General features: G+C 72.1%; 22 protein-coding genes and 2 pseudogenes. 14 read left to right on the forward strand and 10 right to left on the reverse strand.

Annotated elements, in window-relative coordinates:
• Positions 1 to 252 precede the first annotated feature (252 nt).
• Both CFW40_RS16945 and CFW40_RS16950 read left to right on the forward strand, forming a co-directional pair.
• Positions 253 to 906, forward strand: coding sequence for a DUF1707 domain-containing protein (locus tag CFW40_RS16945; RefSeq protein WP_088798689.1), 654 nt, complete (start codon positions 253 to 255; stop codon positions 904 to 906).
• 14 nt (positions 907 to 920) lie between these two features.
• Positions 921 to 1757, forward strand: a complete 837-nt coding sequence (locus CFW40_RS16950) for an ABC transporter permease (protein ID WP_256331432.1) — start codon at positions 921 to 923, stop codon at positions 1755 to 1757.
• Between the two features lie 222 nt (positions 1758 to 1979).
• Here CFW40_RS16950 and CFW40_RS16955 read toward each other — a convergent pair whose 3' ends face one another.
• Together CFW40_RS16955 and CFW40_RS16960 are read right to left on the reverse strand one after the other, a co-directional pair.
• On the reverse strand, positions 1980 to 3695 hold the full coding sequence (locus CFW40_RS16955; RefSeq protein ID WP_088798690.1) for a thiamine pyrophosphate-binding protein: 1716 nt from the start codon (positions 3693 to 3695) through the stop codon (positions 1980 to 1982).
• A complete protein-coding gene (locus CFW40_RS16960) occupies positions 3692 to 4936 on the reverse strand; it encodes an aldehyde dehydrogenase family protein (protein WP_088798691.1) in 1245 nt (414 codons plus the stop codon). Before CFW40_RS16960 ends, CFW40_RS16955 begins: the two co-directional genes overlap by 4 nt.
• Before the next feature lie 413 nt (positions 4937 to 5349).
• Here CFW40_RS16960 and CFW40_RS16965 point away from each other — a divergent pair, with 413 nt between their 5' ends.
• Complete coding sequence (locus CFW40_RS16965; RefSeq protein WP_256331431.1) at positions 5350 to 6591, forward strand: helix-turn-helix transcriptional regulator; 1242 nt, start codon at positions 5350 to 5352, stop codon at positions 6589 to 6591.
• Between the two features lie 25 nt (positions 6592 to 6616).
• Here CFW40_RS16965 and CFW40_RS16970 read toward each other — a convergent pair whose 3' ends face one another.
• Together CFW40_RS16970 and CFW40_RS16975 are read right to left on the reverse strand one after the other, a co-directional pair.
• The gene (locus tag CFW40_RS16970; RefSeq protein ID WP_088798693.1) at positions 6617 to 7171 is read right to left on the reverse strand and encodes a 4'-phosphopantetheinyl transferase superfamily protein; all 555 of its coding nucleotides are present in this window, start codon (positions 7169 to 7171) and stop codon (positions 6617 to 6619) included.
• A gap of 605 nt (positions 7172 to 7776) precedes the next feature.
• A complete protein-coding gene (locus CFW40_RS16975) occupies positions 7777 to 8031 on the reverse strand; it encodes an acyl carrier protein (protein WP_088798694.1) in 255 nt (84 codons plus the stop codon).
• Positions 8032 to 8377: 346 nt separating this feature from the next.
• On the opposite strand from CFW40_RS16975, the gene fabI reads away from it, so the two are divergent.
• From fabI to CFW40_RS16990, 3 genes are read left to right on the forward strand one after another with little or no spacing between them, the layout of a single operon-like run.
• Positions 8378 to 9148 carry an enoyl-ACP reductase FabI gene (gene fabI / locus CFW40_RS16980; protein ID WP_088798695.1) on the forward strand — a complete coding sequence of 257 codons (771 nt, stop codon included), beginning with the start codon at positions 8378 to 8380 and terminating at the stop codon, positions 9146 to 9148.
• Positions 9149 to 9154: 6 nt separating this feature from the next.
• Positions 9155 to 9661, forward strand: coding sequence for a MaoC family dehydratase (locus tag CFW40_RS16985; RefSeq protein ID WP_088798696.1), 507 nt, complete (start codon positions 9155 to 9157; stop codon positions 9659 to 9661).
• Positions 9658 to 11199, forward strand: coding sequence for a class I adenylate-forming enzyme family protein (locus CFW40_RS16990; RefSeq protein ID WP_088798697.1), 1542 nt, complete (start codon positions 9658 to 9660; stop codon positions 11197 to 11199). Before CFW40_RS16985 ends, CFW40_RS16990 begins: the two co-directional genes overlap by 4 nt.
• A gap of 410 nt (positions 11200 to 11609) precedes the next feature.
• Here the strand turns inward: CFW40_RS16990 and CFW40_RS16995 are convergent, their stop codons facing one another.
• Positions 11610 to 12140 carry a DUF6344 domain-containing protein gene (locus CFW40_RS16995; protein WP_088798698.1) on the reverse strand — a complete coding sequence of 177 codons (531 nt, stop codon included), beginning with the start codon at positions 12138 to 12140 and terminating at the stop codon, positions 11610 to 11612.
• A gap of 366 nt (positions 12141 to 12506) precedes the next feature.
• On the opposite strand from CFW40_RS16995, the gene CFW40_RS17000 reads away from it, so the two are divergent.
• From CFW40_RS17000 to CFW40_RS17015, 4 genes are read left to right on the forward strand one after another with little or no spacing between them, the layout of a single operon-like run.
• The gene (locus CFW40_RS17000; RefSeq protein ID WP_176956482.1) at positions 12507 to 13445 is read left to right on the forward strand and encodes an ABC transporter ATP-binding protein; all 939 of its coding nucleotides are present in this window, start codon (positions 12507 to 12509) and stop codon (positions 13443 to 13445) included.
• A 10-nt stretch (positions 13446 to 13455) separates the two neighbouring features.
• Positions 13456 to 14256 carry an ABC transporter permease gene (locus tag CFW40_RS17005; protein WP_088802172.1) on the forward strand — a complete coding sequence of 267 codons (801 nt, stop codon included), beginning with the start codon at positions 13456 to 13458 and terminating at the stop codon, positions 14254 to 14256.
• 53 nt (positions 14257 to 14309) lie between these two features.
• Complete coding sequence (locus CFW40_RS17010; RefSeq protein WP_088798700.1) at positions 14310 to 15638, forward strand: sensor histidine kinase; 1329 nt, start codon at positions 14310 to 14312, stop codon at positions 15636 to 15638.
• Positions 15631 to 16323 (forward strand): response regulator transcription factor, encoded by a 693-nt coding sequence (locus CFW40_RS17015; protein WP_088798701.1) that lies wholly within the window; start codon positions 15631 to 15633, stop codon positions 16321 to 16323. Before CFW40_RS17010 ends, CFW40_RS17015 begins: the two co-directional genes overlap by 8 nt.
• 162 nt (positions 16324 to 16485) lie before the next feature.
• Here CFW40_RS17015 and CFW40_RS17020 read toward each other — a convergent pair whose 3' ends face one another.
• The 3 genes from CFW40_RS17020 to CFW40_RS17030 are packed head-to-tail and all read right to left on the reverse strand — an operon-like array spanning position 16486 to position 18184.
• On the reverse strand, positions 16486 to 16923 hold the full coding sequence (locus CFW40_RS17020) for a DUF5994 family protein (RefSeq protein ID WP_088798702.1): 438 nt from the start codon (positions 16921 to 16923) through the stop codon (positions 16486 to 16488).
• Positions 16920 to 17906 carry an acyl-CoA desaturase gene (locus CFW40_RS17025; protein ID WP_088798703.1) on the reverse strand — a complete coding sequence of 329 codons (987 nt, stop codon included), beginning with the start codon at positions 17904 to 17906 and terminating at the stop codon, positions 16920 to 16922. The genes CFW40_RS17020 and CFW40_RS17025 overlap by 4 nt, the downstream gene beginning before the upstream one ends.
• Positions 17903 to 18184 carry a hypothetical protein gene (locus tag CFW40_RS17030; protein ID WP_088798704.1) on the reverse strand — a complete coding sequence of 94 codons (282 nt, stop codon included), beginning with the start codon at positions 18182 to 18184 and terminating at the stop codon, positions 17903 to 17905. Before CFW40_RS17030 ends, CFW40_RS17025 begins: the two co-directional genes overlap by 4 nt.
• Before the next feature lie 643 nt (positions 18185 to 18827).
• Here CFW40_RS17030 and CFW40_RS17040 point away from each other — a divergent pair.
• The 4 genes and pseudogenes from CFW40_RS17040 to CFW40_RS17055 all read left to right on the forward strand — a co-directional run.
• A pseudogene (locus tag CFW40_RS17040) lies at positions 18828 to 19217 on the forward strand (BlaI/MecI/CopY family transcriptional regulator); the annotation flags it as partial.
• A 180-nt stretch (positions 19218 to 19397) separates the two neighbouring features.
• Positions 19398 to 19619 (forward strand): annotated as a pseudogene (locus CFW40_RS36690) (M56 family peptidase); the annotation flags it as partial.
• Positions 19620 to 19949: 330 nt separating this feature from the next.
• Complete coding sequence (locus CFW40_RS17050; RefSeq protein WP_256331430.1) at positions 19950 to 20129, forward strand: hypothetical protein; 180 nt, start codon at positions 19950 to 19952, stop codon at positions 20127 to 20129.
• 327 nt (positions 20130 to 20456) lie between these two features.
• Complete coding sequence (locus CFW40_RS17055) at positions 20457 to 21785, forward strand: LCP family protein (RefSeq protein WP_088802174.1); 1329 nt, start codon at positions 20457 to 20459, stop codon at positions 21783 to 21785.
• 135 nt (positions 21786 to 21920) lie between these two features.
• Here CFW40_RS17055 and CFW40_RS17060 read toward each other — a convergent pair whose 3' ends face one another.
• Both CFW40_RS17060 and CFW40_RS17065 read right to left on the reverse strand, forming a co-directional pair.
• Complete coding sequence (locus tag CFW40_RS17060) at positions 21921 to 22448, reverse strand: CGNR zinc finger domain-containing protein (protein WP_088798706.1); 528 nt, start codon at positions 22446 to 22448, stop codon at positions 21921 to 21923.
• 398 nt (positions 22449 to 22846) lie between these two features.
• Entirely contained in the window at positions 22847 to 23119 is a 273-nt protein-coding gene (locus CFW40_RS17065; protein WP_176956481.1) for a DUF1876 domain-containing protein, read from the reverse strand.
• Positions 23120 to 23205 lie beyond the last annotated feature (86 nt).

Raw genomic sequence — 23205 nt, forward strand, 5'->3', positions numbered from 1 at the left:
ATTCCTCCGTCCGCCTTCCCCGGGCCCGTCGAGATCATTTCGAGGGCCGCGGTGCATTGCGCTCGGAGCAATGACGAGATATCGGTGGCCGGAGCGAAAAACCGGCTGCCCGGTACACCGAACTGTGTGCCCGCGACGGCGCGGGTCAACCTTTCGATGTACTACCGCACGGCGATGCACACCGGGGAGGTGCCGTGGTCGGATGAGGCAGCAAGCGCCCCACCACCGCCGGACTCCGCGGAGGCACCACCTATGACGCAGCCCGCACGGCCGAATCTGCAGAAGGATCCGGCGCCCCCTTCCTCCTCGTCGCCCACGGTGCTGGCCTCCGACGCCGAGCGCGAGAACATGGTCGAACGGCTCAGAGAGGCCGCCGTGGAAGGCCGGTTAACCCTGGAGGAGCTGGCCGAACGCTCCGAGGCGGCCTATCTGGCCCGTACCCGCACGGAGTTGATGACCGTCGGCGAGGATCTGCCGGAGGTGACACCCCCGCCGCCGCCGGGCCCGTCGGGAGCGCGCACCTTCCGCGCCACCTTCGGCGACCTCGTCCACCGCAGCCCCGTCCTGGAACACGGCATCGAGGCGACCGCGGTCTTCGGGGATCTGACCCTGGACCTGTGCGCCTCCCCGGCACCGTCCACCGGCGAACTGACCATCGCGGCCCGTGCGATCGTCGGCGATGTGCATCTGCTGCTCCCGGAGGGCGTCCGGGTCGAGATGAACTGCAGCCAGGTCCTCGGTGATGTGCGCGATCTGACCCGGGCGCACGCCGGACCCGAAGCCATCACCCCGCTCGTACGCATCACCGGCGCCGCCGTCCTCGGCGACATCATCGTCGCCCACCCCGACAGTGACCGCCGTACGTACTGGCAGAAGTGGCTCGACGAGCGCCGCACCCGGGCCTGACCCAAGGAGCAGCCGTGGCATCCGCTCAGACCCTGCCCCGCTCCGCACCGTCCGCCCCCGTGTCCGACGAGGGCCGGACCGGGCTGCGGGCGAGCGCACGGCACACCGGCGCGCTGGTCCGCCGCAACCTCCTCCAGATCCGGCAGAACCCGACGGCGATGACCGACGCGCTGCTGATGCCGGTCGTGCTGACCGTGCTGTTCGTCTTCGTCCTGGGCGGCGCGGTCGACCCGGGCGGCGACCGGGTGCGGTACACCGCCTTCCTGGTCCCGGGGCTGATGGTGATCCTCGGCATGACCATCGCCATGGCCGTGGGCGTCGGCGTCAACGACGACTTCCGTACGGGCGTGATGGACCGCTTCCGCGCGATGCCCATCGGCCGCTCCTCGGTGCTGGTGGCCAAGGTGGTGGTGGAGACCGGCCGGATGCTGGTGGCCATCGCCGTGCTGCTGATCGTCGGCGCGGTGCTCGGCTTCGACGTCGCCGCACACTGGCCGGGCCTGCTGGCCGCCACCGCCCTGACCGCCGCGTTCGGCACCTCGCTGGTGTGGACCTTCATGTTGCTGGGCCTGACCCTGCGCACCGCGCAGGCCATCCAGGGGCTGTCGGTCCTGGTGCTGACCCCGCTGGAGTTCGGCTCCTCGATCTTCGTGCCGCCCTCGACCATGCCGGACTGGCTGTCCGCCTTCACCCGCTTCAACCCCCTGACCCATATGGCCGATGCGGCCCGCGGACTCGCCCTGGGCGAGGGCCCGGTGGCCGGCCCGGTGCTCTGGACGCTGGTGTGGTCGGTGGGTCTGACCGCCCTCACCGCCCCGGTGGCCGTCGCCAAGTTCCGCGCCAAGACCTGACAACACCGATCCGTACGGAGCCGAGCGCCTCCCCTGGCACGCCCCCCGGGCGTGGCTCCCTCCGTACGAAGAAGTCGTGCCCGGCTCCCTCCGGCACCCCCGGGCCGGAGGGAGCCGGGCACGCACACTCCCTGTCGGGGGGCGCGGCCGCGCCACACACTCCTCGCGCCGCGCCACCCCCATGGGCCACCGGACACCGGGCCAAGTGGCCCGGCTGGCGCCCTAATGCTCCTCCCGCTCCGGGAAGTCCCCCGCGGAGGCCGTCATCCCCGGCGGGGTGTCGGCGAGCGCGGTCGCCACCTCCACCACGGCGGTGGTCCCGGCCGCGACCTGCCGCCAGGCGTCCGCCAGTGCCCCGGGCAGCTCCTCGGCGTCCGTCACCCGGCGGTAGCCCAGGCCGTAGGCGCGGGCCAGGCCCTCGGTGCCGGTCGGGCGTGGCCGGGTGAAGGCGAAGCGCGAGCCGTCGGGGGAGACCCGGTCGAGGTTGGACTGCAGCCAGCCGTAACCGCCGTTGTCGAGGACGACATAGAGCACGGCGACGCCCGTGTCGGCGACGGTGGGCAGCTCACCGCGGAAGAGGTTGAAGGCACCGTCGCCGACCACCGCGACCACCGGCCGCCCGGCCGGTTCGGCCAGCCGTACGCCCACTGCGGCGGCCGCGCCGAAGCCGAGCGGGGTCTGCTCGCTGGGCACGACGGAACCGCCGCCGGACCCCAGCGACCAGTGCGGGAAGAAGTACGACCACATGTCCTGCAGGCCGTTCTCCTGAACCAGGACGCGGTCGGCGGGGAGCGCGCGGTCGAGGGCGGCCAGCACCCGGGCGACCGGCACGGCTCCCTCGGCCACCGTCTTGGCGGCCTCCTCGGCACGGTCCGCCGCGCGCCGCTCCAGCGCGGCCCGCACCGTACGGACCCGCGCCGGCCAGGCGCCCGTGGGCCGGTGACCGGACAGCAGCTCCGCCCAGCCGTCGACGATCCGTCCGGCGTCCCCGAGCACATGGTCGCCGGGCCGCTCCATGGCCAGATTCTCCTCGCCCAGCACCGCCTGGATCACCGGGAGTTGCGCCGTCTCCTGTGGCCAGCCGAAGGTGGCGGTCTCCTCCAGGCGGCTGCCCAGCGCGATGACCAGGTCCGCCTCGCGCCACAGCGCGTCCATCGGGGCAACCGTGTAGAGGCCGCTGACGCCGCAGTGGAGCGGGTGATCCTCGGCGACCGTGCCGCGGCCGGAGGCGGTGCTGAAGAGACCGGCGCCGAGCAGTTCGGCGAAGCGCTCGATCCGGCGGCCGGTGTTGCGGTGCCGGGCACCGCCGCCGACCAGCAGCAACGGCCGCTCGGCGGCGGCGATCCGGGCGGCGGTGGCGGCCAGCGCCGCCGGGTCGGGGGCGGGCCGCTGAGGCGTGGCCGGGCGCCACGGCCCGTTGCGGGTGACCGGTTCGGCGGCGATCTGCTCGGCGAGCTCCAGGTAGACCGGGCCCGGGGCGCCGTTGACGGCGAGCGCGGCGGCCTTCTCCAGGGCCCCGGGCAGCCGCTCGGGGTGGTCGACGCGGGTCGCCCACTTCACGTACGGGCGGATCGCGGTCAGCTGGTCCAGTTCCTGGAAGGCGCCGGTACCGAGCCGGTCGAGCCGGGTGCCGTCGGCGATGAGGATCAGCGGCACGGCGGCGGAGCGCGCCTCCAGGACGCCGGTGAGCGCGTTGGTCAGCGCCGGGCCCTTGCCGATCACGCAGACGCCGGGGCGGCCGGCGGCGAGCGCGTAACCGGTCGCCATGAACAGGGCGTTGCGCTGATCGCGGCAGAGCACCACCTCGGCGGTGGACCGCTCCAGCTCGCCGAGCAGCGCCATGTCGTCGCCGGGCAGCCCGAACACCACCTCGGTGCCCAGGTGGTGGAGGTGGTCGGCGATCGCGGCCCAGGCGGTGGGGTGGACATGGGGTGTCATCGGCGGGCTCCCGGGCGGTGGGTGGCGACGGCCTGGGAGATCAGGACGGGCTCGGCCCGTACGTCCTCGCCGTCGGCGATGTAGTTGGCCATCCGGCCGTAGCCGCCGAACGGGGCGTTGCCGTTGTCGATGGAGAGCAGGGTGGTGTCGAGGGTGACGGTGGTGCGTCGGCGCAGCGCCTCGACGAGGCCGGGGGCGTGGCCGTAGACGCTGGAGCCCAGGGCGCGTTCGGTGAACATGCCGGTGGTGAGGGTCCCGGCCAGCGCGTCCTGGTCGCGGTAGCCGGCGATGTTGAAGATCGGGGCGAAGAACTCCGGTACGTGGGTGCGCGGGGTGACCTCCGGGCCGACGACGACGGTGGGATCGAGCCGCCGGCCGCGGAAGTCGACATGCCCGCCGTGCACGATGCCGCCGTGGTTGCGGGCGAGGAACTGTGCGCCGTCCTCCAGCGCGCTCTCGTAGAAGATCGGCCCGAAGTCGGCGTCCGGGTCGGAGTAGGGGCCGTAGCGCAGCCCCTTCAGCTCGCTGACCAGAGTGTCGACGAACGGGTCGAGCAGCGACTCGTGGACGCAGAACAGGTCGGGGCCCAGGCAGTCCTGACCAGTGTTGAGGACCCGGATGGCGATCGCGTCGCGGACCGCCTGCCCGACATCGGCGCCGGGGGCGACGACGAACGGGTTGACGCCGGAGCCGAGGAAGAGGAAGAGCTGCCCGGGCGAGAGCCGGGCGCGGATCTGTTCGGCGTTGGCGTAGGCGCCGGTGAAGACGACGACCTCGGCCGGGCGGACGTGCTCCTGCAGGAACTCCCGCTGGCTGGCGCCGCTGAGGGTGATCGGCAGGCCGTGCCGCTCGGCGAGCAGGGTGTGCAGCCGGCGCATCTGGTCCTTGACCCGGCTGGAGGGGCGGAAGACCAGCCGGTCGGTGTAGAGCGCCGGGACCAGGAGGTAGAGGGCGTAGGAGTAGAGGAGGACGTTCGACGGCATGAAGGCGGCCAGCCGGGGGACCCGGCCGGGCCGGTGGGCGGCCACCTCGTCCAGGGCCCCGTCGAGGGTGGCGATGGTCGACTCGATCTCGTAGCGCGCGGCGCGGTGGGTGGAGATCTCGCACAGCAGCTCGTGCACGGTACCGGCGTCGTTCACCAGGAAGTCCCGGACCCGGTGCACGGCCGCCGCACGCCTGCTGTCGGTGCTGGTCTCCTCCGGCTCGGCGGCCACGGTCGGCCATGCGGGAGCGGAGCTCATATGTCCCTCCTCGGGGCGTAGTCCATGGAGGGTCAGCGTCAGCCACCTGTCATTTATTGTCAAGTAAAGTCATTGCACTCGACTGCATCATATGACAAGCGACCGCCCTTCCGGACGGTCCGTCAGCCCCCTCACCCCCCTGCTCACCCTGGCGCGAACCTCTCGTGGCCCGCTCATCTGTCGTAACGCTCCCACCGGGGCGCAGGAATACCTGGCTCCGGACGTGACAAGAAAATGACTCCCGACCGGGAGTCAGGTCGTTCACAAACGCCCCTGAGCAGGCCCGCGACGAGTAGACTCGCGGTCATTGCGTTCTCTCTGTCCGCAGCGTCCGCGCCCCGTCACCGTCCGTCCGCCCCACTCAACTGCGAGCGATTTTCTTGACGATTGAGCAGCCTGCTTTCGGTAAGCGAGTGCGGGAGGTCCGGCGCTCTCAGGGTCTGTCCCAGGGGGACCTCGCCGGGGACGATCTCTCCCCCAGCTATGTCTCGCTGGTCGAGAACGGCCGCAGAGTCCCCGGCGCCAAGATCGCCCGGACCCTCGCCCAGCGCCTCGGCACCACGATCGAGGCACTGTGCGCCACCGACGAGCCCGGCGACCGGCTGACCCGACGCCTCGGCCTGGTCGGCCAGTTGGTGGCCGCCCGGTCCAGCCAGCTGGCCGGTGACTGGCCGGCCGCCCGGCGGCAGCTGGAGTCCGTGGTGGAGCAGGCCGGCACCGGTCACGACGAGGTGCGCTGGGAGGCGCGCTGGGAACTGGCCACCGTCCTCGGGCGGCTCGACGACCCGGCCCGCCACGAAGCGGCGCTGCGCCACCTCCTCGACGACCCGCTCACCCGCTCCGCGCCGGTGCTGCACGCCCGCGTCGCGGTCGAACTCGCCCAGCTGCTGCGCGCCGTGGGCCGTCTCTCGGACGGGGTCCGCTTCGCCGAGGAGGCCGTCCGGGTCACCGGCGAGCTGGAGCCCGGCCGCCCGGAGCGGGCACAGGCCCGGATGGCGCTGCTGTCGCTGTCCGTCGACAGCGGAGAGTGGAGCCGCGCCACGCAGCTCGGGGCGGAGCTGCAGGCGGAGGTCGCCCCCCTCCCCGCCGGTGAACTGCGGGCGGGCGCGCTGTGGGCGGTCGCCGGTGCGCAGTATCTCGGCGGGCACCCGGAGCGGGCGCTGGAGCTGCTGGCCGAGGCGGAGCAGCTGCTCGCCGCGACGGACGGGGTGCGGCTGCGGCTGCAACTGGCCCGCGCCCGTACGCTGCTGGCCCTCGCCGCGGCCCCGGCGGACGAGGCCGACGCCCTGCTGGAGCGGGCCCGGCAGGCTACCGCGCTCATCGACACCCCGGCCGCCAGGACCTGGCTCGCCGTCCTGGAGACGGCCGCGGCGCTGCGACACCACCGGGCGGGGGCGGCCGCGGAGCACGCCGCGGCGATCGACCCCGACGCCGCCGGGCTGACGCCCCTCGACCGTGCCCGGGCGCTGCTCCACCTCGCCCGCGCCCATCGCGCGGACGGCGGCGCGGAGGCCGCGGAGGCCGACTTCAAGGAGGCCGCCGAGGGCTATGAGCACGCCGGCGCCTTCCGGCTCGCGCTGGAGAGCTGGCGCGAGCTGAGCGCCGGCGGCCGCACGGACGAGGGGCCGGATCCCCATGCGGTGCTCATGCCGTAGCGGTGTCCGTGGACCGGGCGTCTCTTCAGGCGCTGCCCGCCCCGGCTGCCGCGTCGCCGTGGGTACCGACGGGCCCGTACGGCGCGTTCGCCCGCCAGATCCGGACCCCGGGCACCGGCGCCGGCGTCGCCGCACAGGCCACGGTCTGCGGGCCCGCGGGCAGCTCGCGGACGTACGCCGTGCCGCCGGGGCCCGCGGCGGAACCGGGGATCACGATCTTTCCCTCCCGCGCACCGCTCAGCGCGTCGATCGCATCGGCGGCGGCCAGCGCGCCGCGGCCGGTCAGCCGTAGTGCCGCTTCCTTACGGGTCCACAGCTCGGCCAGTCGCCGGCCCCGCTGTCCCGCCGGTGCCTCCTGGACGTAGCTGCGCTCCAACGGGGTGAAGGGGAGCAGCAGTTCGCCGACCGGCCCACGGGGCACGGTGTGCACGGACAGCGCCACCGGGAGGTCCGTGATCAGGGCCAGGAACCGCCGTCCCGTGTCCGCACCGGCGTCGAGGCAAAGGCGGGTGCCCGGTCGCCGGCCGACGGCGGCGGGCGACTCGGCGCACACCGGCCGTCCGAAGCCGTCCCGGGTCACCCGAATATCACCGGGAGAACAATGCAGCAGCCGGCCCAGAAATGCCGTTAAACAGTCGGGCTGTCGAATGTCAACGGGGACGTTCGAGAATATATGCAAAAGACCATCGGCTAATTCCGATGAGCGGGACGGATCCCAACACGTCTCGGCTTGGGGCACGTTGGCCGGTCCACCGTCATGGTTGAGCGAATGCGCGCCACAGGAAGGCTGGTCCCCCCGCATAGATCCCCTCGCACCATGTCTCCTTTCCGGACGGTCACATCCGAGAAAGCAGTGCACTGAGTCGATTTGATTAAACTCCGGAGATCTTCAAGGTATCCCTGGTCTATGCCTGCGTCAACAAGCGACGACCGAAAATCAACTTCGGTTTACCCGGGGTCATTACGAGCTTTCGCCACCGTGCGGCCCGGCACGAGGCGGTGGACCCGGGTGACCGCAAGTCGGGGGCCGGTGGTTCTTCCGCAGTCACCGGCAGGCTGATCACTATTCATCCTCCTTGCACGGATGCCCTCTTGTACGGGCACCCGTACACGGTCGCCTCTTGTGCGGATGCGCTTCTGCCGGTACGGCACGGCGGCAGAAGCGCACGGACCGGCGGCCGCCCTTCAGGACGCCGCCTGCTTCTCCACCCGGATCACTATGTCCAAAACCGTGCGCAGGTCCTTCATCTCCTCTTCGGGCAGCTCGATCCCGAAGCGCTCCTCCGCCACGACGATGACCTCGGCCATCGCGAGCGAGTCCACATCCAACTCCTCGACCAGGTACTTCTCTTCGGTCACCTCGGCCGGCAGCACGCCGGCCACCTCGTGCAGGATCTCGGCGAGCTGAGCAACGATTTCTTCGCGGGGCGGGACGGTCATGACGGTCACCTCTCTGTGGAGTGCGGGGTGGCGCAGGGCGGAGGGGCGGCCCAAAGGCCGTGCGGAGCGACTGCGGCCCGGCCGGCGGGATGCCGTCGGCCGGGGCCGGCGCCGACCGCCCGGCGCGGCATCCCGCACGGGGGCGGCACCGAGAAGTCCTGCGCGCCGACGCGACGTCCGCGCCTCCATGACACCAGAGTCATTGTTTTGACTACACTTGACTATTCCAGTCAACTGGAGGTCCGATAGGTTGTCAATGATGCCCTTTCAAGACCAAGCCAGGACACAGCTTCTGAGTTGACTTCAGTGACTCCGAAGTCCGGAATGAGTCAGACGGAGGAACCGCATGAGCGGTCTGCTCGACGGAAAGCAGCTGGTCATCACGGGTGTGATCACGGAAAGCTCGATCGCCTACGCGGTGGCACGCCTCGCCCAGGAAGAGGGCGCCAAGATCGTCCTCACCGCCTACGGACGGCCGAGTCTGGTCGCCCGGCTCGCCCGACGGCTGCCGGAAAAGCCCCCCGTCGTGGAGCTGGACGTCACGGACGAAGAGCAGCTCAGCACCCTCGCCGACCGCGTCGGCGAGCACCTGGACGGCCTCGACGGCGTACTGCACTCCGTCGCCAACGCACCGGCGAACTGCCTGGACGGCGGCTTCCTGACCGCACCGTGGCGCGATGTGTCCGCCGCCCTGCACACCTCGACGTACTCCCTGGTGGCGCTGGCCATGGCCTGCCGGCCGCTGCTCCGCCCCGGGGCCGGTGTCGTCGGCGTCGACTTCGACGCCTCCCGTGCCTGGCCCGGCTACGACTGGATGGGCGTCGCCAAGGCGGGACTGGAGGCCTGCTCCCGCTATCTGGCGCGCGACCTCGGGGGCCAGGGCATCCGGGCCAACCTCGTCGCGGCCGGCCCCCTGCGCACCCTGGCCGCGCGCGGTATCGGCGGTGACGGCCCGTCCTTCGAGAAGAGCTGGGCGGCCCGCGCCCCGCTCGGCTGGGATCCGCAGGACGCCGAACCCGTCGCCCGTACGTGTGTGGCGCTGCTCTCGCACTGGCTGCCCGCCACCACCGGCGAGATCGTGCACGCGGACGGCGGTCACCACATGATCGGTGACTGAGCGGCGATGACGGACAGCGGGGGGACGGCGGAGGGAGCGACGGCGCCCACCATCCTGTGCTGCGGGCCGTACCTCATCGAGCGGGTACGGATCTCCGCCTTCGCCGCCGCGCTCGGCGACCCCCACCCTGCCTACACGGACCCGGCCGCCGCCCGCGCCCTCGGCCACCCGGACATCATCGCGCCGCCCACCTATCTGGCCACCCTCGCCGCCCACGCCGAAGACCAACTCCTCGGCCTGCAACCGGATTTCGCGTCCGTCGAGGGCACCGTGCACCGCGCGCAGACGCTGCGCCACGCCCGTCCCGCACACGCCGGCGACACCCTGCACGCGACCGTGTGCCTGGCCGCCACCACCACCCTCGCCGGCCGCCCGCTCCTCACCCTCGACTGCGAGTTCCGGGACGAGGGCGGCGCCTGGGTGGCCACCACCACCTCCTCACTGCTGTGCCCGGCCACCGCACCGTGGCCCGCCCGGCGCCCGCTCGACACCACGGAATCGGACCACCCATGACCGACACCATCGCCCCTCCCATCGCCGCCGCCCGCCTCGTCGACGGCACCGCGGCCCCGGCCGACGGCAGCGCGGCCCCGCTCGACGCCACCGGCCGCCTCGACGGCCCGACGCTCGGCCGCCGGATACGCACCACCGCACACGCCCTGCGGCAGCTCGGCCTCCGCACCGGCGACCGGGTCCTGGTACAGGGCGACAACAGCATCGACTACGTCGTCACCCTGCTGGCCCTGATGCAGCTGGACACCTCGCTCATCCCGCTCGACCACCGGCTCTCCGCCGCCGACGCCGCCGCGGCCGGCCGCCAGGCCGGGGCCCGCTGGCTGGTCACCGCCGCCGACCATGCCACCGGCTTCCCCGGCATCCCCGACCGGCGCGTCATCCACTACCCCCGGCCGGCCGCCGACGCCCCGCCGCCCCCGTCCGGCCCCGTCGGTCTGGAGGCCTGGTTCCGCCGCCCCGACGCCCTCGTTCTGTGGTCCTCGGGCACCACGGGACGGCCCAAGGGCATCATCAAGCCCGGCCGGGCCGTCCTCGACAACTCGCTGCGCACCATCCAGGCCATGGGCTACCGGGAGGACGACGTCCTCGCGCCGCTGCTGCCCTTCTCGCACCAGTACGGTCTCTCCGTCATCCTGCTGTGGTGGCTGGCCCGTTGCACCCTGCTGGTCACCCCCTACCAGCGGCTCGACGCGGCCGTCGGCCAGGCCGCGGCCCACGGCGCCACCGCCGTGGACGCCGCCCCGTCCACGTACCACTCGCTCCTCGGCGTGGTCCGCCGCCGCCCGGAGGTACGCGCCGGACTCGCCGGCGTACGGCTCTGGGGCGTGGGCGGTGCACCGCTGCCCGCTCCGCTGGCCGAGGCCTTCCGCACGACGATGGGCCGCCCGCTCCTGGACGGCTACGGTCTGACGGAACTCGGCAATGTCGCGCTGGCCACCCCCGACGCACCGCACGGCTGCGGGCGCCCGTTGCCCGGCGTGCGGCTGCGCGTCATGCGCCCCGACGGCACCGCTGCCGGCCCCGGCGAGCTCGGCGGCATCGAGGTGCGCTCACCCGGGCTGATGGCCGGCTACCTCCAGGAGGACGGCTCGCTCACGCCGGTCGACCCGGACGCGTGGTATCCGACGGCCGACCTGGGCAGTGTCGACGCCGACGGCACCGTACGGGTGATGGGCCGCAATCAGGCCGTGCACCGGCTGGGCTTCACGCTCTACCCCGAGAGCCTGGAACGCCGCGCCGAGGCCTGTGGCCGGCCGGTGAAAGTACTGGCGGTCGAGGACCAACGCCGTGGCAGTGCACTGCACTTCGTGGTCGCCGACCCCGACGGGGAGGCTCCGCTCACCTGGCGCCGACGGCTCGCCGAACACCTCGCGGAGTATGAACAGCCCAATGCGGTCCATGTCGTCGACCACTTCCCGCTCACGGCCAACGGAAAGCCCGACACGCGTGCGCTGCGTGCGGAGCTCGGGCTGGAGCTGGGAGGGGGTCCGGGGACCGGCGCCCCGCTCGGGGCTGAGCCGGACAACTCCGGGTGAAGGGCGGGTGGTTCAGGTCTACGGGATCCCCGGGAAGTCCGGGTGGTTCATGTCTGCGGGTGGTTCACGTCTGCGGGTGGTGCACGTCCGTGGGTGGTGCACGTCCGTGGGTGGTGCACGTCCGTGAGTGGTTCACGTCCGTGGGTGGCTGGTTCATGCCCGCGGAGGGGTCAAGCCTTCGGATGCGTCACGTCTGCCGTTGTTTCACGTGGAACATGTCGGTCTGCGCTGCGTCTACGACGCTCCTTCGCCGACGTCCGCGCCGGCGTGGGCTCCGTGTGAGCCTTCGCTCGGTGTGAGGTCCCTCGGCGTGAGCCTTCGCTCGGCGTGAGTGTCCGCCGGAGCTGTCACGCGTCGTTGCGCCCTTTTCCCAGGGCCGGGTACCGGCTTCAGAACGGCTGCCGCCCGGTTCAGACGGCGCGAGCGGTGTGCGCATGGCGGCGGGCCGCCGGAATGGCCGCGGGGCGGGCGTCCGCCTCGGCGCAGGCGTCCGGCCCGGTACCGGCAGGGGCCGGGGCAGGGGCCGGGGCGGCGAACTCATCGGCCGTCGGCTCGGTGCGGGAACGAAGGCGGGTGCGCAGACCGGGCGAGGTGCCATGGGCCTCGGCGCTGATGCGCTGCTTGATCGTCGGCGGCAGCTCGGGCCGGGCGAACATCCGCCGGGCGGGGCCGGCTTGGCAGTACAGCGGCACGGCGCGCGGAGCGGGCACGGCAGGGGTTCCCGTCCCTGGACCGCGGTCCGGTGCGCCGCAGCTCACCTCCTCCGGGGCCTCGGCCTCAGGCGCGTCGGTGCCCGCCTTCTCGTTACCCAGGGTCCGCTCGTACAGTGCGGCATCCCGGCGCGCGGCCGAGGCCGTCGCGGAGACACCCAGTGCTGCCAGCAGCTTGCCCAGCACGGCAAGGCACACCGCCCAGAACTTCATGACCTTGGTCGCAGCCATGGTCCCTCACTTTCGGTCAGGATCTCCCCGAGAGATCCGTTGCGTCTGCTTCGTTGTGCTTCTTCAGTTGCTTCGCTTCAGGCGCTTCACTTCGGTTGCTTCGCTTCAGTTGCGCCGCTTCCGGTGCACTGCTTGGATGGCGTCGCTTCTGTTGCGTTTTCTTATGATGAGTACGCAATGGGAGGATTCATGGACCGACGCCCCCGGATCGGCGTTCTTCCGATGAACACCACCCGTACGCAGTAGCCACAGCCGTCGGACGGCAGGCCGGCGACGGGTCGCAGCCTCCGGTCAACCGATCGGTTGATGCCGTTCCGAGCGGGTCGGGCGATGTGCCATCGGGTGCGCCGGGCGGATTCTCGGGTTATGGCAATCATCGAAGTCACCGGGCTGCGCAAGGTCTACGGGGGCCGGGCCGTGGTCGACGAGGTCTCCTTCGCCGTAGAGGAGGGAGAGATCTTCGGCGTCCTCGGCCCGAACGGCGCCGGCAAGACGACGACCGTCGAATGCATCGAGGGCCTTCGCGTCCCGGACGGCGGGACGGTGCGCGTGGGCGGGCTGGATCCGGTCGCCGACCACGACCGGGTCACCCAGATCCTGGGCTCCCAGCTCCAGGAGAGCGAGCTGCAGAACAAACTCACCGTGCAAGAGGCGCTGGAGCTCTACGCCGCCTGCTATCCCCGCCCGGCCGACTGGCGCCGGCTCGTCGAACGGCTCAGCCTCACCGACCGGCTCTCCGCACGCTTCGGCAAGCTCTCCGGCGGCCAGAAGCAGCGGCTGTTCATCGCGCTTGCGCTGATCGGCAATCCGCGGGTGGTGGTGCTCGACGAGCTGACCACCGGCCTCGATCCGCGGGCCCGCCGGGACACCTGGCAGCTGATCGAGGAGGTCCGTGCCTCCGGGGTGACGGTGCTGCTGGTCACGCACTTCATGGAGGAGGCCCAGCGGCTGTGCGACCGGATCGCGGTGATCGACCGCGGCCGGGTCGCCGCGCTGGACACCCCGGCGGGCCTGATCAGCAAGGCCTCGCGGTCCGTCGTCATCTCCTTCACTCCGTCGGCCCCGCTCGACCCGGCCGAGCTGGCGGCGCTGCCACAGCTCGGGTCCGTGGAACGGAGCGGCCGGACCGACGGACGGGGCGCGCCGGGGGCCGCCGGTGAGCGGCTGGTGATCCACGGCACGGACGCCACGGTCGACGCGGTGATCTCCCTGCTGGCCCGGCACCGCATCACCGCACGTCAACTACGGGTCGGCAACGCCACGCTCGACGACGCCTTTCTCGATCTGACCGCGCAGGAAGCCTGAGGTGCCCGCCATGCCCGCCACGTCCACCACATCCGCCCCGGCACACCCGCCGGCCCCGCCGAAGACCCGGGCTGCCGCCTCGCGCGCCGTCCTGAAGACCGAGGCCCGGCTGTTCCTGCGCGACCCCGGGTCCCTGTTCTGGATCCTGGTCTTCCCGACCCTGCTGCTGACCATCCTCGGCCTGATCCCCTCCTTCCGGGAGGCCAATCCGTCACTGGGGGGCCAGCGGACCATCGACCTGTATGTTCCGGTGGCGCTGCTGCTCGCCGCGATCACCACCGGAATCCAGGTAATGCCCGCGGTGCTGACGGGCTATCGGGAGCGCGGCATCCTGCGCCGGATGTCGACGACCCCGGTGCGGCCCGTGGCGCTGCTCGGTGCGCAGATCGCGCTGCACGGTGGGGCCACCGTGGTCTCCATGGCGCTGGCGCTCACCGTCGGTCGGCTCGCCTTCGGAGTGGCGCTGCCCGGACAGCTTGCCGGCTATGTGCTGGCGGCCGTCCTGACCCTGTGCAGCGCGCTCGCCCTGGGCTGCCTGCTCTGCGCGCTCTCCCCGACCACCAAGGCGGCGAGTGTGGCCGGCTCGGCGGTGTTCTTCCCGATGATGTTCGCCGCGGGAGTGTGGGCTCCGGTGCAGTCGATGTCGGACACGCTGCAGCAGATCGTCCAGTTGCTGCCGTTCGGTGCCGCCTCGCAGGCACTCGCCCAGGCCTCCTCCGGCCACTGGCCCACCTGGTCGCATCTCGCCGTGCTGGCGGTATGGACCCTCGTAGTGGGCACGGTCGCCAGGCATCGCTTCCGGTGGGAGTGAGGGTGGCAACCGGAGCCTGGGTCTCCGCACGCCGCCCGGGAGACACTGCCCGCATGGCAAGCGTCGACAGCAAGGGCGGGACGGCGGGCCCCCTCGCCGGCCGACCGGTGCCGCCCACCCCTCCCGGCTTCGTGCAGCCCCGAAGCTCCGCGCAGCAGGCGTGGGACCGCAACTTCCGGCGGTGGGGCGGCTACCCGATGCTCGGCCTCGGGGTCCTGACCTCGGCCGCGTCGGCTGATGAGCTGTTGCCGGGACAGGAGGCAGGTGCAGCGGGGGTACTGGTGGCGGCCGCGCTGGCACTCCAGGTGTGGTGGAGCCGGGCCGGCTACCGGTTGCCCGCGCAGGCACCTGCCGGGCAGGTCTACTACCTCGTCCGCTTTCTGCTGGCCTTCACGCTGACCTGGCTGAACCCCTTCTTCGCGATCTACGCGATGCTCGGCAACTTCGATGCCGGGCACTTGCTGCGGCCGCGTTTCAGGCACGCAGGGCTGCTGGGCACCGCGGTGATCATGTCCGGCTCACAGTCCGGTGGGCTGCCCCCGACGAGTGCCGTGAACTGGGTGGCATTCGGGCTGCTGTTCCTCCTCAACGCCCCCCTGGTCCTGGTCTTCAGCCGGATCGCCGTCCAGGAGGCCGAGCACGCCGCGGCGAATGCCGCCACCATCGCCGAGCTGGCACGCACCAACGCCCGGCTGGAATCGGCGCTGGAGGAGAACGTCGGCCTCCACGCACAGCTGCTGGTCCAGGCGCGGGAAGCGGGCATCGCCGATGAACGCCGCCGGCTGGCCGCGGAGATCCATGACACTCTCGCGCAGGGCCTGGCCGGCATCATCACCCAGCTGGAGGCCGCCACCGAGAGCAGCGATCCGGCGGCCGCCCGCGGGCACGCCCGGCGCGCCATGGCGCTGGCCCGCGACAGCCTCGGCGAGGCCCGTCGCTCCGTGCACAACCTGGGCCCCGGCGTGCTGGAGCACGCCGCACTGCCGGATGCCCTGCGCAGTACCGTCGAGGAATGGTCGGCCGTGGCGGGCGTGCGCGCCGAGTTCACCGTCACCGGGACCGCCGAGCCGCTGCACGACGAGGTCGAGGCCACCCTGCTGCGGATCGCTCAGGAGGGCCTGGCCAACGCCCGTCGGCACGCGGATGCTTCGCGGGTCGGCGTCACCCTTTCGTACATGGGGGACGAGGTGACACTGGACATCCGCGACGACGGCCGGGGCTTTGACCCGGCGGCGCTGCCGCCCCGAGAGCGCACCGGCGGCTTCGGCCTCGGCGGGATGCGGGCACGTGCCGAACGGATCGCGGGCGCCGTCGGCATCGAGTCCGAACCGGGCCAGGGAACAGCCGTCTCCGCACGCGTACCGTTGGTCCGCCATGGCTGAACACACCGAGCGAACCGAGCGCGCCGAGCGGACCGAGCCCAGCGACCGCACCGGCCCGGCCGCCCCCGTCACCGTCCTGATCGTCGACGACCACCCCGTCGTCCGGGACGGTCTGCGCGGCATGTTCGCCTCCGCCGCCGGCTTCGAGGTGCTGGGTGAGGCCGGCGACGGCATCGAGGGGGTGGAACTCGCCACCCGCCTCGACCCCGATGTGGTCCTGATGGATCTGCGGATGCCGGGTGGCGGCGGGGTCGCGGCTATCGTCGAGCTGGCGCGCCGGGCTCCGCGCTGCCGAGTGCTGGTGCTCACGACCTACGACACCGACTCCGACACCCTCCCGGCGATCGAGGCCGGTGCCACCGGCTACCTCCTCAAGGACACCCCTCGCGAGGAACTGTTCACGGCCGTCCGTGCGGCGGCCGAAGGCCGTACGGTGCTCTCGCCCGCGGTCGCCTCCCGTCTGGTCTCACGGGTCAGGTCACCGGGCAACGAACCGCTCAGCGCCCGCGAGCGCGAGGTCCTGGCACTCGTCGCCAAGGGCACCTCGAACCGTGAGATCGCCGCCGTGCTGTTCATCAGCGAGGCAACGGTCAAAACCCATCTGACGCATATCTACGGCAAGTTGGGCGCAAAGGACCGGGCCGCGGCGGTGGCGGTGGCGTACGACCGGGGGATTCTCGGCTAGCGACGCCCGGCGCGGCCGTGCCTTCGGGGCAGTGCGGCGTCGCCCTCGATCGGTGCGGCCGTTTCACGTGAAACGGCCGCACGACTGCCCGTGGGCATGGGGCAGTCCACGCAGCCCATGCAGCCCATGCAGCCCACGCAGCCCCTTGACTGGTGGTCCCGCTCAGGCCGGTGTCAGCTCCCCCGTGCGGGCCATCTGCGCCATCATGCGCACGGCCTCCGGCTCCGGGGTGCTGGGCGGGATGATCAGCAGGTCCCAGCGGCCGTGACCGGGGGAGACCAGGCAGATGGTGTCGGGGCCGGGGCGGCCGGTGGTTCTGCGGAGGCGGACGACATGGCCTTCGACGAGGGTGTGGGCGGGGAGAGCGGACCAGGGAGCGCCGTTCACCGTGGCGTGGGTGATCCGGGGCCAGTCGAAGGGGAGCGCGGCCAGCAGCTCGGGGAGTTCGGCCAGCAGGTCGGCCGAGTGGGGCCACCAGACACCGTCGATGCACCGCACCGTATCGGTGTGCGGGGCGATGGTCAGCCGGGCGACGAGGGGTGGCGCGTGAGGGGCGTGGTGGCGGGGAGGGGCTGGATGGGGATCCCCGGCGGTGGTCATGCGGTGCTCCTGATGCGGCGGTCCGCCACCCGTGCCGGGTCGGGCCACCGCACGTCCCAGACCCAGCCGAGACGTTCGAAGAGCCGGATGACGGCGGCGGACACATCGAGCTGACCGCGGTCGACGCCGTGCCGGGCGCAGGTCGGGTCGGCATGGTGCAGGTTGTGCCAGCTCTCCCCGAACGACAGCAGGGCCAGCGGCCACAGGTTGGTCGCCCGGTCGTGGCGCCGGGTGCGGAACGGCCGCTCCCCGATGACATGGCAGAGCGAGTTGACGCTCCAGGTGACGTGGTGCAGCAGCGCGATCCGGATGAATCCGGCCCACAGCAGGGCGGTCAGCGCGGTGACCCAGGAGCCGCCGAGCACCCAGCCCAGCCCGAACGGCAGGGCGAGGGTGAGCAGGCACAGCAGCGGGAACGCCCGGTCGACCGCGCGGATCCCGGGGTCGGCGAGCAGATCGGGCGCGAAGCGCCGGTGCGAGGTGGGGTCGTTGCCGAACAGCCAGCCGATGTGCGAGTGCACCAGTCCGCGCAGCTGACCGCGCAGGCTGGTGCCGTAGCGATAGGGGGAGTGCGGATCGCCGGGCCGGTCGGTGTAGGCGTGGTGGCGGCGGTGGGTGGCGACCCAGTCGATGACATCGCCCTGGAAGCTGAGCGAGCCCGCGAGGGCGAGCGCGACACGCAGCGCGGGGGTGGCGGTGTAGCTGCCGTGGGTGAGGCCGCGGTGGAAGCCGATGGTGACGCCCAGGCCACTGATGACGTAGAAGACGGCCAGCAGAACGAGGTCGGTGAGGTGGACGACGCTGCCCCAGAGGAGGGGGATGGCGACGGCCAGGCCGACGAAGGGGGCGATGACGATGACGGCGGTCACCGTGACGTACATCCGGCGGCCGGGGGTCGGCGGGTGCTCGGTGTCGCTGTCGGGGAAGGGGGAGGTCCCGTCGTAGTCCCGCGCCGACGGGGCGCCCCGGGCGGTGGACGTCACGGGTCGCCACCTGCCTTGTCCGGTGGCGTCGGTGGGGCGGCCGTCGGTGGGGCGGCCGTCGGCGGCCCAGCTGCAGGCGGCCCGGCCGGCGGTGCTTCGGGGTGGGCATCGTCGTGCTCGTGCGGGGGCTTGTGCTTCCGGCCCCGCAGCGACTGCTTCCAGTCCGCGTAGCGATGGGGGGCCATCCGTCCGGCCCCCTGGGCATTGACCCGGGCGATGAACAGTGCCCCCAGCGCGACCAGCGCCAGCAGCACGACCACGGTCCAGAGAGTCTGCATGGTGCTCACCTCACCGAATACGCGCCTCCCCGGGCTCCCTGGGCGTCCCCAGGCGCCCTCGGCGCCCTCGGCATCCTTCGGCGTTCCGGTGTTTCCAAGGTACCCCGCGGGAGACCGGTACATCCCGTTGTGTGCGGTTATAGGCAGGAGGGGGCAAGACGACGAGGGGGAGAGGGAGGGGGAGAGGGAGGGAGGGAGGTGAGGCGGCGGGTGCGCCCGCTCCCGCACCCTCCCCCCACACCGACACCAGCACCGGCACCGACACCAGCACCAGCACCGGCACCGGCACCGGCACCGGCACCGGCACCGGCACCGGAGTCAGCGGCTCAGACGTTGGAGCGAAGCCGAGACCGGGGGACTTCGACAGCGAGTCGTTGCCGCCCTTGGCCGGCGAGACCCCCGCGGCTTCCCTCCAGGTGTTGCCTGCATTCGGGGTGAGCCTCAAAATCTACAGGAGTGTAGAAGTTAGCGGCCGGAATCCGTGGCGTCCGGCGACGGTACGAGCGGACCACCGTTCCGGATCCGGCCGCCCGGCGGTCCGCCCGGAGCCGGGGCACTCGACGAGCCGCCCGGATCAGGCCGCTCAGTAAGATGCCCCGACGTCCCGGCCAGTGGGACACCCGGAGCGACGGGAGGCGACGGCATGGGCGGGAACGCCTTCGGGAACTTCGGGGGCGCCGGACGGGAGCGCGCCCGCCGGCGGGGGCAGGGCCAGCTGGAGGCCCAGGTGCTGGCCGCGCTGCACCACGCGCCGGGGCCGGCCACCGCCGCCTGGGTGCAGGAACGGCTCGGCGACGACCTCGCGTACACGACCGTGATGACGATCCTCTCCCGGCTGCACGCCAAACAGGCCGTCACCCGCGAGCGGTCCGGCCGCGCCTACCTCTGGACCCCGGCCGCCGACGAGGCCGGGCTCGCCGCACTGCGGATGCGCCGCGTCCTGGACGGCGAACCGGACCGGGACGCCGTACTGACCAGCTTCGTCTCCGCGCTCTCCCCCCACGACGAGCAATTGCTGCGCACCCTCCTCGACCGCGACGCGGCCGAGAACTCCACGGCCACCGAGCCCCCCACAGCTACCGAGAACCCCACGACGGCCGAGGCCCCCACGGCCACCGAGGCCCCCACGACGGCCGACGGCCCCACGACGGCCGGCACCCCCACACCCCCCGGCCGGCACCACCCCTCGGGCGAAGCGCGCGGAGGCTGACCGGTGGGTGTCTTCGTGTTCCTGCCGCTCGTCCTGCCGCTCACCGCCCTGCCGATCGCCCGGCTCGCGGAGCAGCACCTCCACCCCCGCGCCACCACCCGCCTGCTGACCCTGCTCGCCGCGGTCCTCGGCCTGTGCAGCACGCTGTGCCTGGGCCTGCTGGTGGTCGGTGGCGCTGCTCGGGCCCGTGCCGCCGGCCCGCCACTGGCCGCCGGCGCTGACCCCGGCCGGTCTGGCGGCCCTGGTCGCCGCGGCGGGCACGGCCGCCTCCGCCGTCTCCGCGCTCAACGCCGCGGTAGCGCTGTTCGTTGTTCTGAAGGCAGCAACGCCCCTCTAGGGGCACACTGACCCTTGACCCTCACGGGGCACGCATGGCGCACCCGCGCTGTGCGTACGCGGTACCGGACAACTTCTACAGCACTGTAGACCTTCCCGGTACAGTGGCGCGCACATGCGCAACAGGCGCGGCCGGAGGGGGAGATGGCAACGAGGTGCGGACTCCTGACCTGGGACTGCCCGCCCCCAGAGGCGGAGGTGCGATGGGTTTATCAGCCGGTGGAGGTCCAATACCCGGACGGCAGATGGACGCTGGGCCGGATCAACGCCTGGTGGACGGACGGCGCGGGCGAGTTGTGGTGCCGGTTGCGCACCCTGCCCGGCAGCGCGAGCGCGTGTCCGCAGTGGCTGCGTTTCGACCCCGAGTCCATACGGCTGCTGCCCAGCACCGGCATCTGAGCCGTCCTTCCCTACCGCCACAGCAGACGCTGACGGCACAGCAGGCCCTGCCGCCACAGCCGACACCGTCGGCCGCCGCTGCCGCGCCCTCCCCTCTAGAGCACCGCTCGCCTCACCAGTATCAGAAGGACCAGAAGGGCCATCGGCGTGCATGACAGGCAGACGCACCAGCGGACGGCCCGGCGGGGCACCGGCGGCGCATCCGGAACGTCCCGCACCCCCGGAGGGACGTCCCGCAGCACCAGCGGAACGTCGCGTACCACCGGCAGAAGGTCCCGTACCACCGGCGACGGCGCCGGTCCCGCGGCCGGTACGGGCAAGCTGCGGATGACCCGCCGCGGCCGCGTCCTCGCCTGGACCGGTGGCGTGCTCGGCGTGCTGCTGCTCGGCACGGCCGGTGTCGGGGCGTGGGTCTACCAGCACCTGGACGGCAACATCCACGGCGTGGACATCGGGGTCGACGGCCCCCGGCCGGTCAACCTCAGCCCCGGCTCCAAGAACATCCTGGTCGTCGGCTCCGACAGCCGCGCGGGTGCCAACGCCAAGTACGGCAGGAACCTCACCACCATGCAGTCGGACACGCTGATGGTGCTGCACATCGCCGCCAACCGTAAGTGGGCCACCGCGCTGTCCTTCCCCCGGGACTCCTGGGTGCAGATCCCCGCCTGCACCCGGGGCAACGGCTCGAAGTCGTCCCCGCACCACTTCAAGATCAACGAGGCGTTCTCGATCGGCGGTGACTCCGGCGACATCCGCAAGGCCGCGGCCTGCACCATCAAGACCGTCGAGAAGAACACCGGACTGCGCATCGACCACTTCACCTCGGTCGACTTCCAGGGCTTCAAGGGCATGGTCAACGCGCTGGGCGGCATAGAGGTCTGCCCCAAGCACGCCATCCACGACAAGAAGGCCCACCTCGACATGGACGCGGGCTGCCAGAACGTCCGGGACGAGAAGGCGCTCGGCTACGTCCGCACCCGCTACAGCGTCGGCGACGGCTCCGACCTCGGCCGCATCGGCCGCCAGCAGGAATTCATGAAGGCCCTGGGCGCCAAGGCCCAGTCCAAGCTCACCAGCCCCGGCGAGCTCTACGACTTCCTGAACTCGGCCACCAAGTCCCTCACCACCGACAACGCCCTGGCCGGTATCAAGCCGCTCTACGACCTGGCCGCGACCGTCAAGGACATCCCCACCGACCGCCTCACCTTCCTGACGGTCCCCAACTACTACCGCGAGGCCGACGTCCCGACCGACAAGGCCAATGTCGTCTGGCAGTACCCGCAGGCCGGCCGGCTCTTCAGCGACCTGGCGCACGACCGCGAGATCGGCGCCGCCGGAAAGCAGAAGCTCGCCGAGGCCGCGAAGAACCCGGTGACCGCCCACGCCGTGCAGGTCCGCGTCCTCAACGGCACCGGCGTGCCCGGCCGGGCCGCCTCCGCCGCCGACCAGCTGCGGGGGCTCGGCTTCACCGTCGTCGGCACGGGCAACGCCCCGGCGACGGACAAGACCACCGTCAGCTATCCGGCCGCGCTCAAGACCCAGAGCGAGGTGCTGTCCTCCCGCCTCCCCGGCATCAAGGCCACGGAGTCGGCCGGGGCGGCACCGGGCGCGGTGACGCTGACGATCGGACCGGACTTCCCGACGGAAAGCCACTAGGGATGCCGTCCGGGCCGGCGAGCGGCTGCCGGACTGCCGGACTGCCGGACTGCCGGACTGCCGGACTGCCGGACTGCCGGAAAGGATCTCCGAAAAAACCTCAGGGCAAGACCTCTACGGCCCGCGGCCCGACGACTACGGCCTAAGGCCCGGCGACCGGGACCGATGTCGCATCACCGCTTCGGTGTTCCCGCAGCGTGCCGTGCAGTACCGCCGCCGCCCGTTCCTGGACGTGTCCACATAGGCGCGGGCGCACTCGGCGCGCAGGCACCGTCCGAGCCGTGCGCCCCCTTCCCAGCACAGGACGAAGGCGAGGCCACCGGCGGTGACTGCCTTGACCCTGGACAACACGTCGGCCGCGTCCGGTACGAAGTGGAGGTGGGGCTGGAGGCCGTCATGGGTGGTCACCCAGGGGCGCAGGGTCGCCGCCACCAGCAGGGCGTTCACGGCCGAGCACTGCGCGTCGGCATCCGTGGAACCGAAAACGCGGGCCAGTTGATCCCGCCAGCCGCGGAAGCCGTCCACGTCGGCGTCGACGACTGCCGGGCGACGGATCCGGTGTGCCTCCAGCAGGCTCTGCACACTTGCCGCGCTCATCTCGGGCAGGTTGATCAGATCGGCGGACAGCACGGCCCCGAGACGGCCGTAGTCGTTCTGCTTCACGTGACCTTCTCGGGCGTTACGGAACCCCACCGTCCGCGGTGTGGCGCTCTTCCCCCGGGCTCACCCGGATCAGCTCGATGTCCGAGCGGGCGATGAGCCATCCACCGGTGTGGCACCACAGGTACCGCACCATTCCCTCGGACGTGAGGTGTTCCGATATCGGTCGGCAGGATTCGGAGGAGAGGCCGCATACGGGACACCACCACGGTTCACACTGCACATCTGGGAGTCGTGCCATGTCCGCCAGCGTGCGGTCATGGGTCAAATACATTCAACCATTACATGACCGGCGGGCGGCGTGTGCCGGAAGCCACGTCCTCCCGGCATGCCGGGCAGGGCAGGCCACCGACGCCGCCGGGCGTATCTGCCGGGCGGCGTCCGGTGTGCCGACGGCCACCTCAGGCGCGCAGGCGCTCCACCGGCCGGGCCGTGTGCACTTCGATGTCGTGCGCGGCGCGCTGCACCAGCTGATGGCTCAGATCCGACATCGCGCGGGCCACCGCCAGCTCGTCCCCGATGGCCGGGACGTTCTCATCGGCGGGATTGCAACGGGCCTCCCCCTGGCCCACCATCTGCCCGTCCTCCTTGCCGCGCAGCCTGGCCTCGGCCCGGACCTCGCCCCCGGTCTCGGTGATGCTGATCTCGGCGTTCCATGTCTTCGTGGCAGTCACCGGAAGCCTCCTCATTCCGCCCCGTGAGCAGCACAGGAACCACCCCCACGAAAAATCCTCGCACCGGCCCCGGCGGCCCGCACCTG

Origin of the sequence: Streptomyces sp. 2114.4, from assembly GCF_900187385.1 — a bacterium.
In the GTDB taxonomy this organism is placed as follows: Bacteria; Actinomycetota; Actinomycetes; order Streptomycetales; family Streptomycetaceae; genus Streptomyces; species Streptomyces mooreae.

What these genes read in the sequence shown, in the direction of transcription:
- CFW40_RS17000 (WP_176956482.1), top strand. Translation starts at nt 12,507, where the DNA reads ATGGCAATCATCGAAGTCACCGGGCTGCGCAAGGTCTACGGGGGCCGG.
- CFW40_RS17005 (WP_088802172.1), top strand. Translation starts at nt 13,456, where the DNA reads ATGCCCGCCACGTCCACCACATCCGCCCCGGCACACCCGCCGGCCCCG.
- CFW40_RS17020 (WP_088798702.1), bottom strand. Translation starts at nt 16,923, where the DNA reads ATGACCACCGCCGGGGATCCCCATCCAGCCCCTCCCCGCCACCACGCC.
- CFW40_RS17015 (WP_088798701.1), top strand. Translation starts at nt 15,631, where the DNA reads ATGGCTGAACACACCGAGCGAACCGAGCGCGCCGAGCGGACCGAGCCC.
- CFW40_RS17010 (WP_088798700.1), top strand. Translation starts at nt 14,310, where the DNA reads ATGGCAAGCGTCGACAGCAAGGGCGGGACGGCGGGCCCCCTCGCCGGC.
- CFW40_RS17030 (WP_088798704.1), bottom strand. Translation starts at nt 18,184, where the DNA reads ATGCAGACTCTCTGGACCGTGGTCGTGCTGCTGGCGCTGGTCGCGCTG.
- CFW40_RS16960 (WP_088798691.1), bottom strand. Translation starts at nt 4,936, where the DNA reads ATGAGCTCCGCTCCCGCATGGCCGACCGTGGCCGCCGAGCCGGAGGAG.
- CFW40_RS16990 (WP_088798697.1), top strand. Translation starts at nt 9,658, where the DNA reads ATGACCGACACCATCGCCCCTCCCATCGCCGCCGCCCGCCTCGTCGAC.
- CFW40_RS17055 (WP_088802174.1), top strand. Translation starts at nt 20,457, where the DNA reads ATGACCCGCCGCGGCCGCGTCCTCGCCTGGACCGGTGGCGTGCTCGGC.
- CFW40_RS16995 (WP_088798698.1), bottom strand. Translation starts at nt 12,140, where the DNA reads ATGGCTGCGACCAAGGTCATGAAGTTCTGGGCGGTGTGCCTTGCCGTG.
- CFW40_RS16985 (WP_088798696.1), top strand. Translation starts at nt 9,155, where the DNA reads ATGACGGACAGCGGGGGGACGGCGGAGGGAGCGACGGCGCCCACCATC.
- CFW40_RS16955 (WP_088798690.1), bottom strand. Translation starts at nt 3,695, where the DNA reads ATGACACCCCATGTCCACCCCACCGCCTGGGCCGCGATCGCCGACCAC.
- fabI (WP_088798695.1), top strand. Translation starts at nt 8,378, where the DNA reads ATGAGCGGTCTGCTCGACGGAAAGCAGCTGGTCATCACGGGTGTGATC.
- CFW40_RS16975 (WP_088798694.1), bottom strand. Translation starts at nt 8,031, where the DNA reads ATGACCGTCCCGCCCCGCGAAGAAATCGTTGCTCAGCTCGCCGAGATC.
- CFW40_RS16945 (WP_088798689.1), top strand. Translation starts at nt 253, where the DNA reads ATGACGCAGCCCGCACGGCCGAATCTGCAGAAGGATCCGGCGCCCCCT.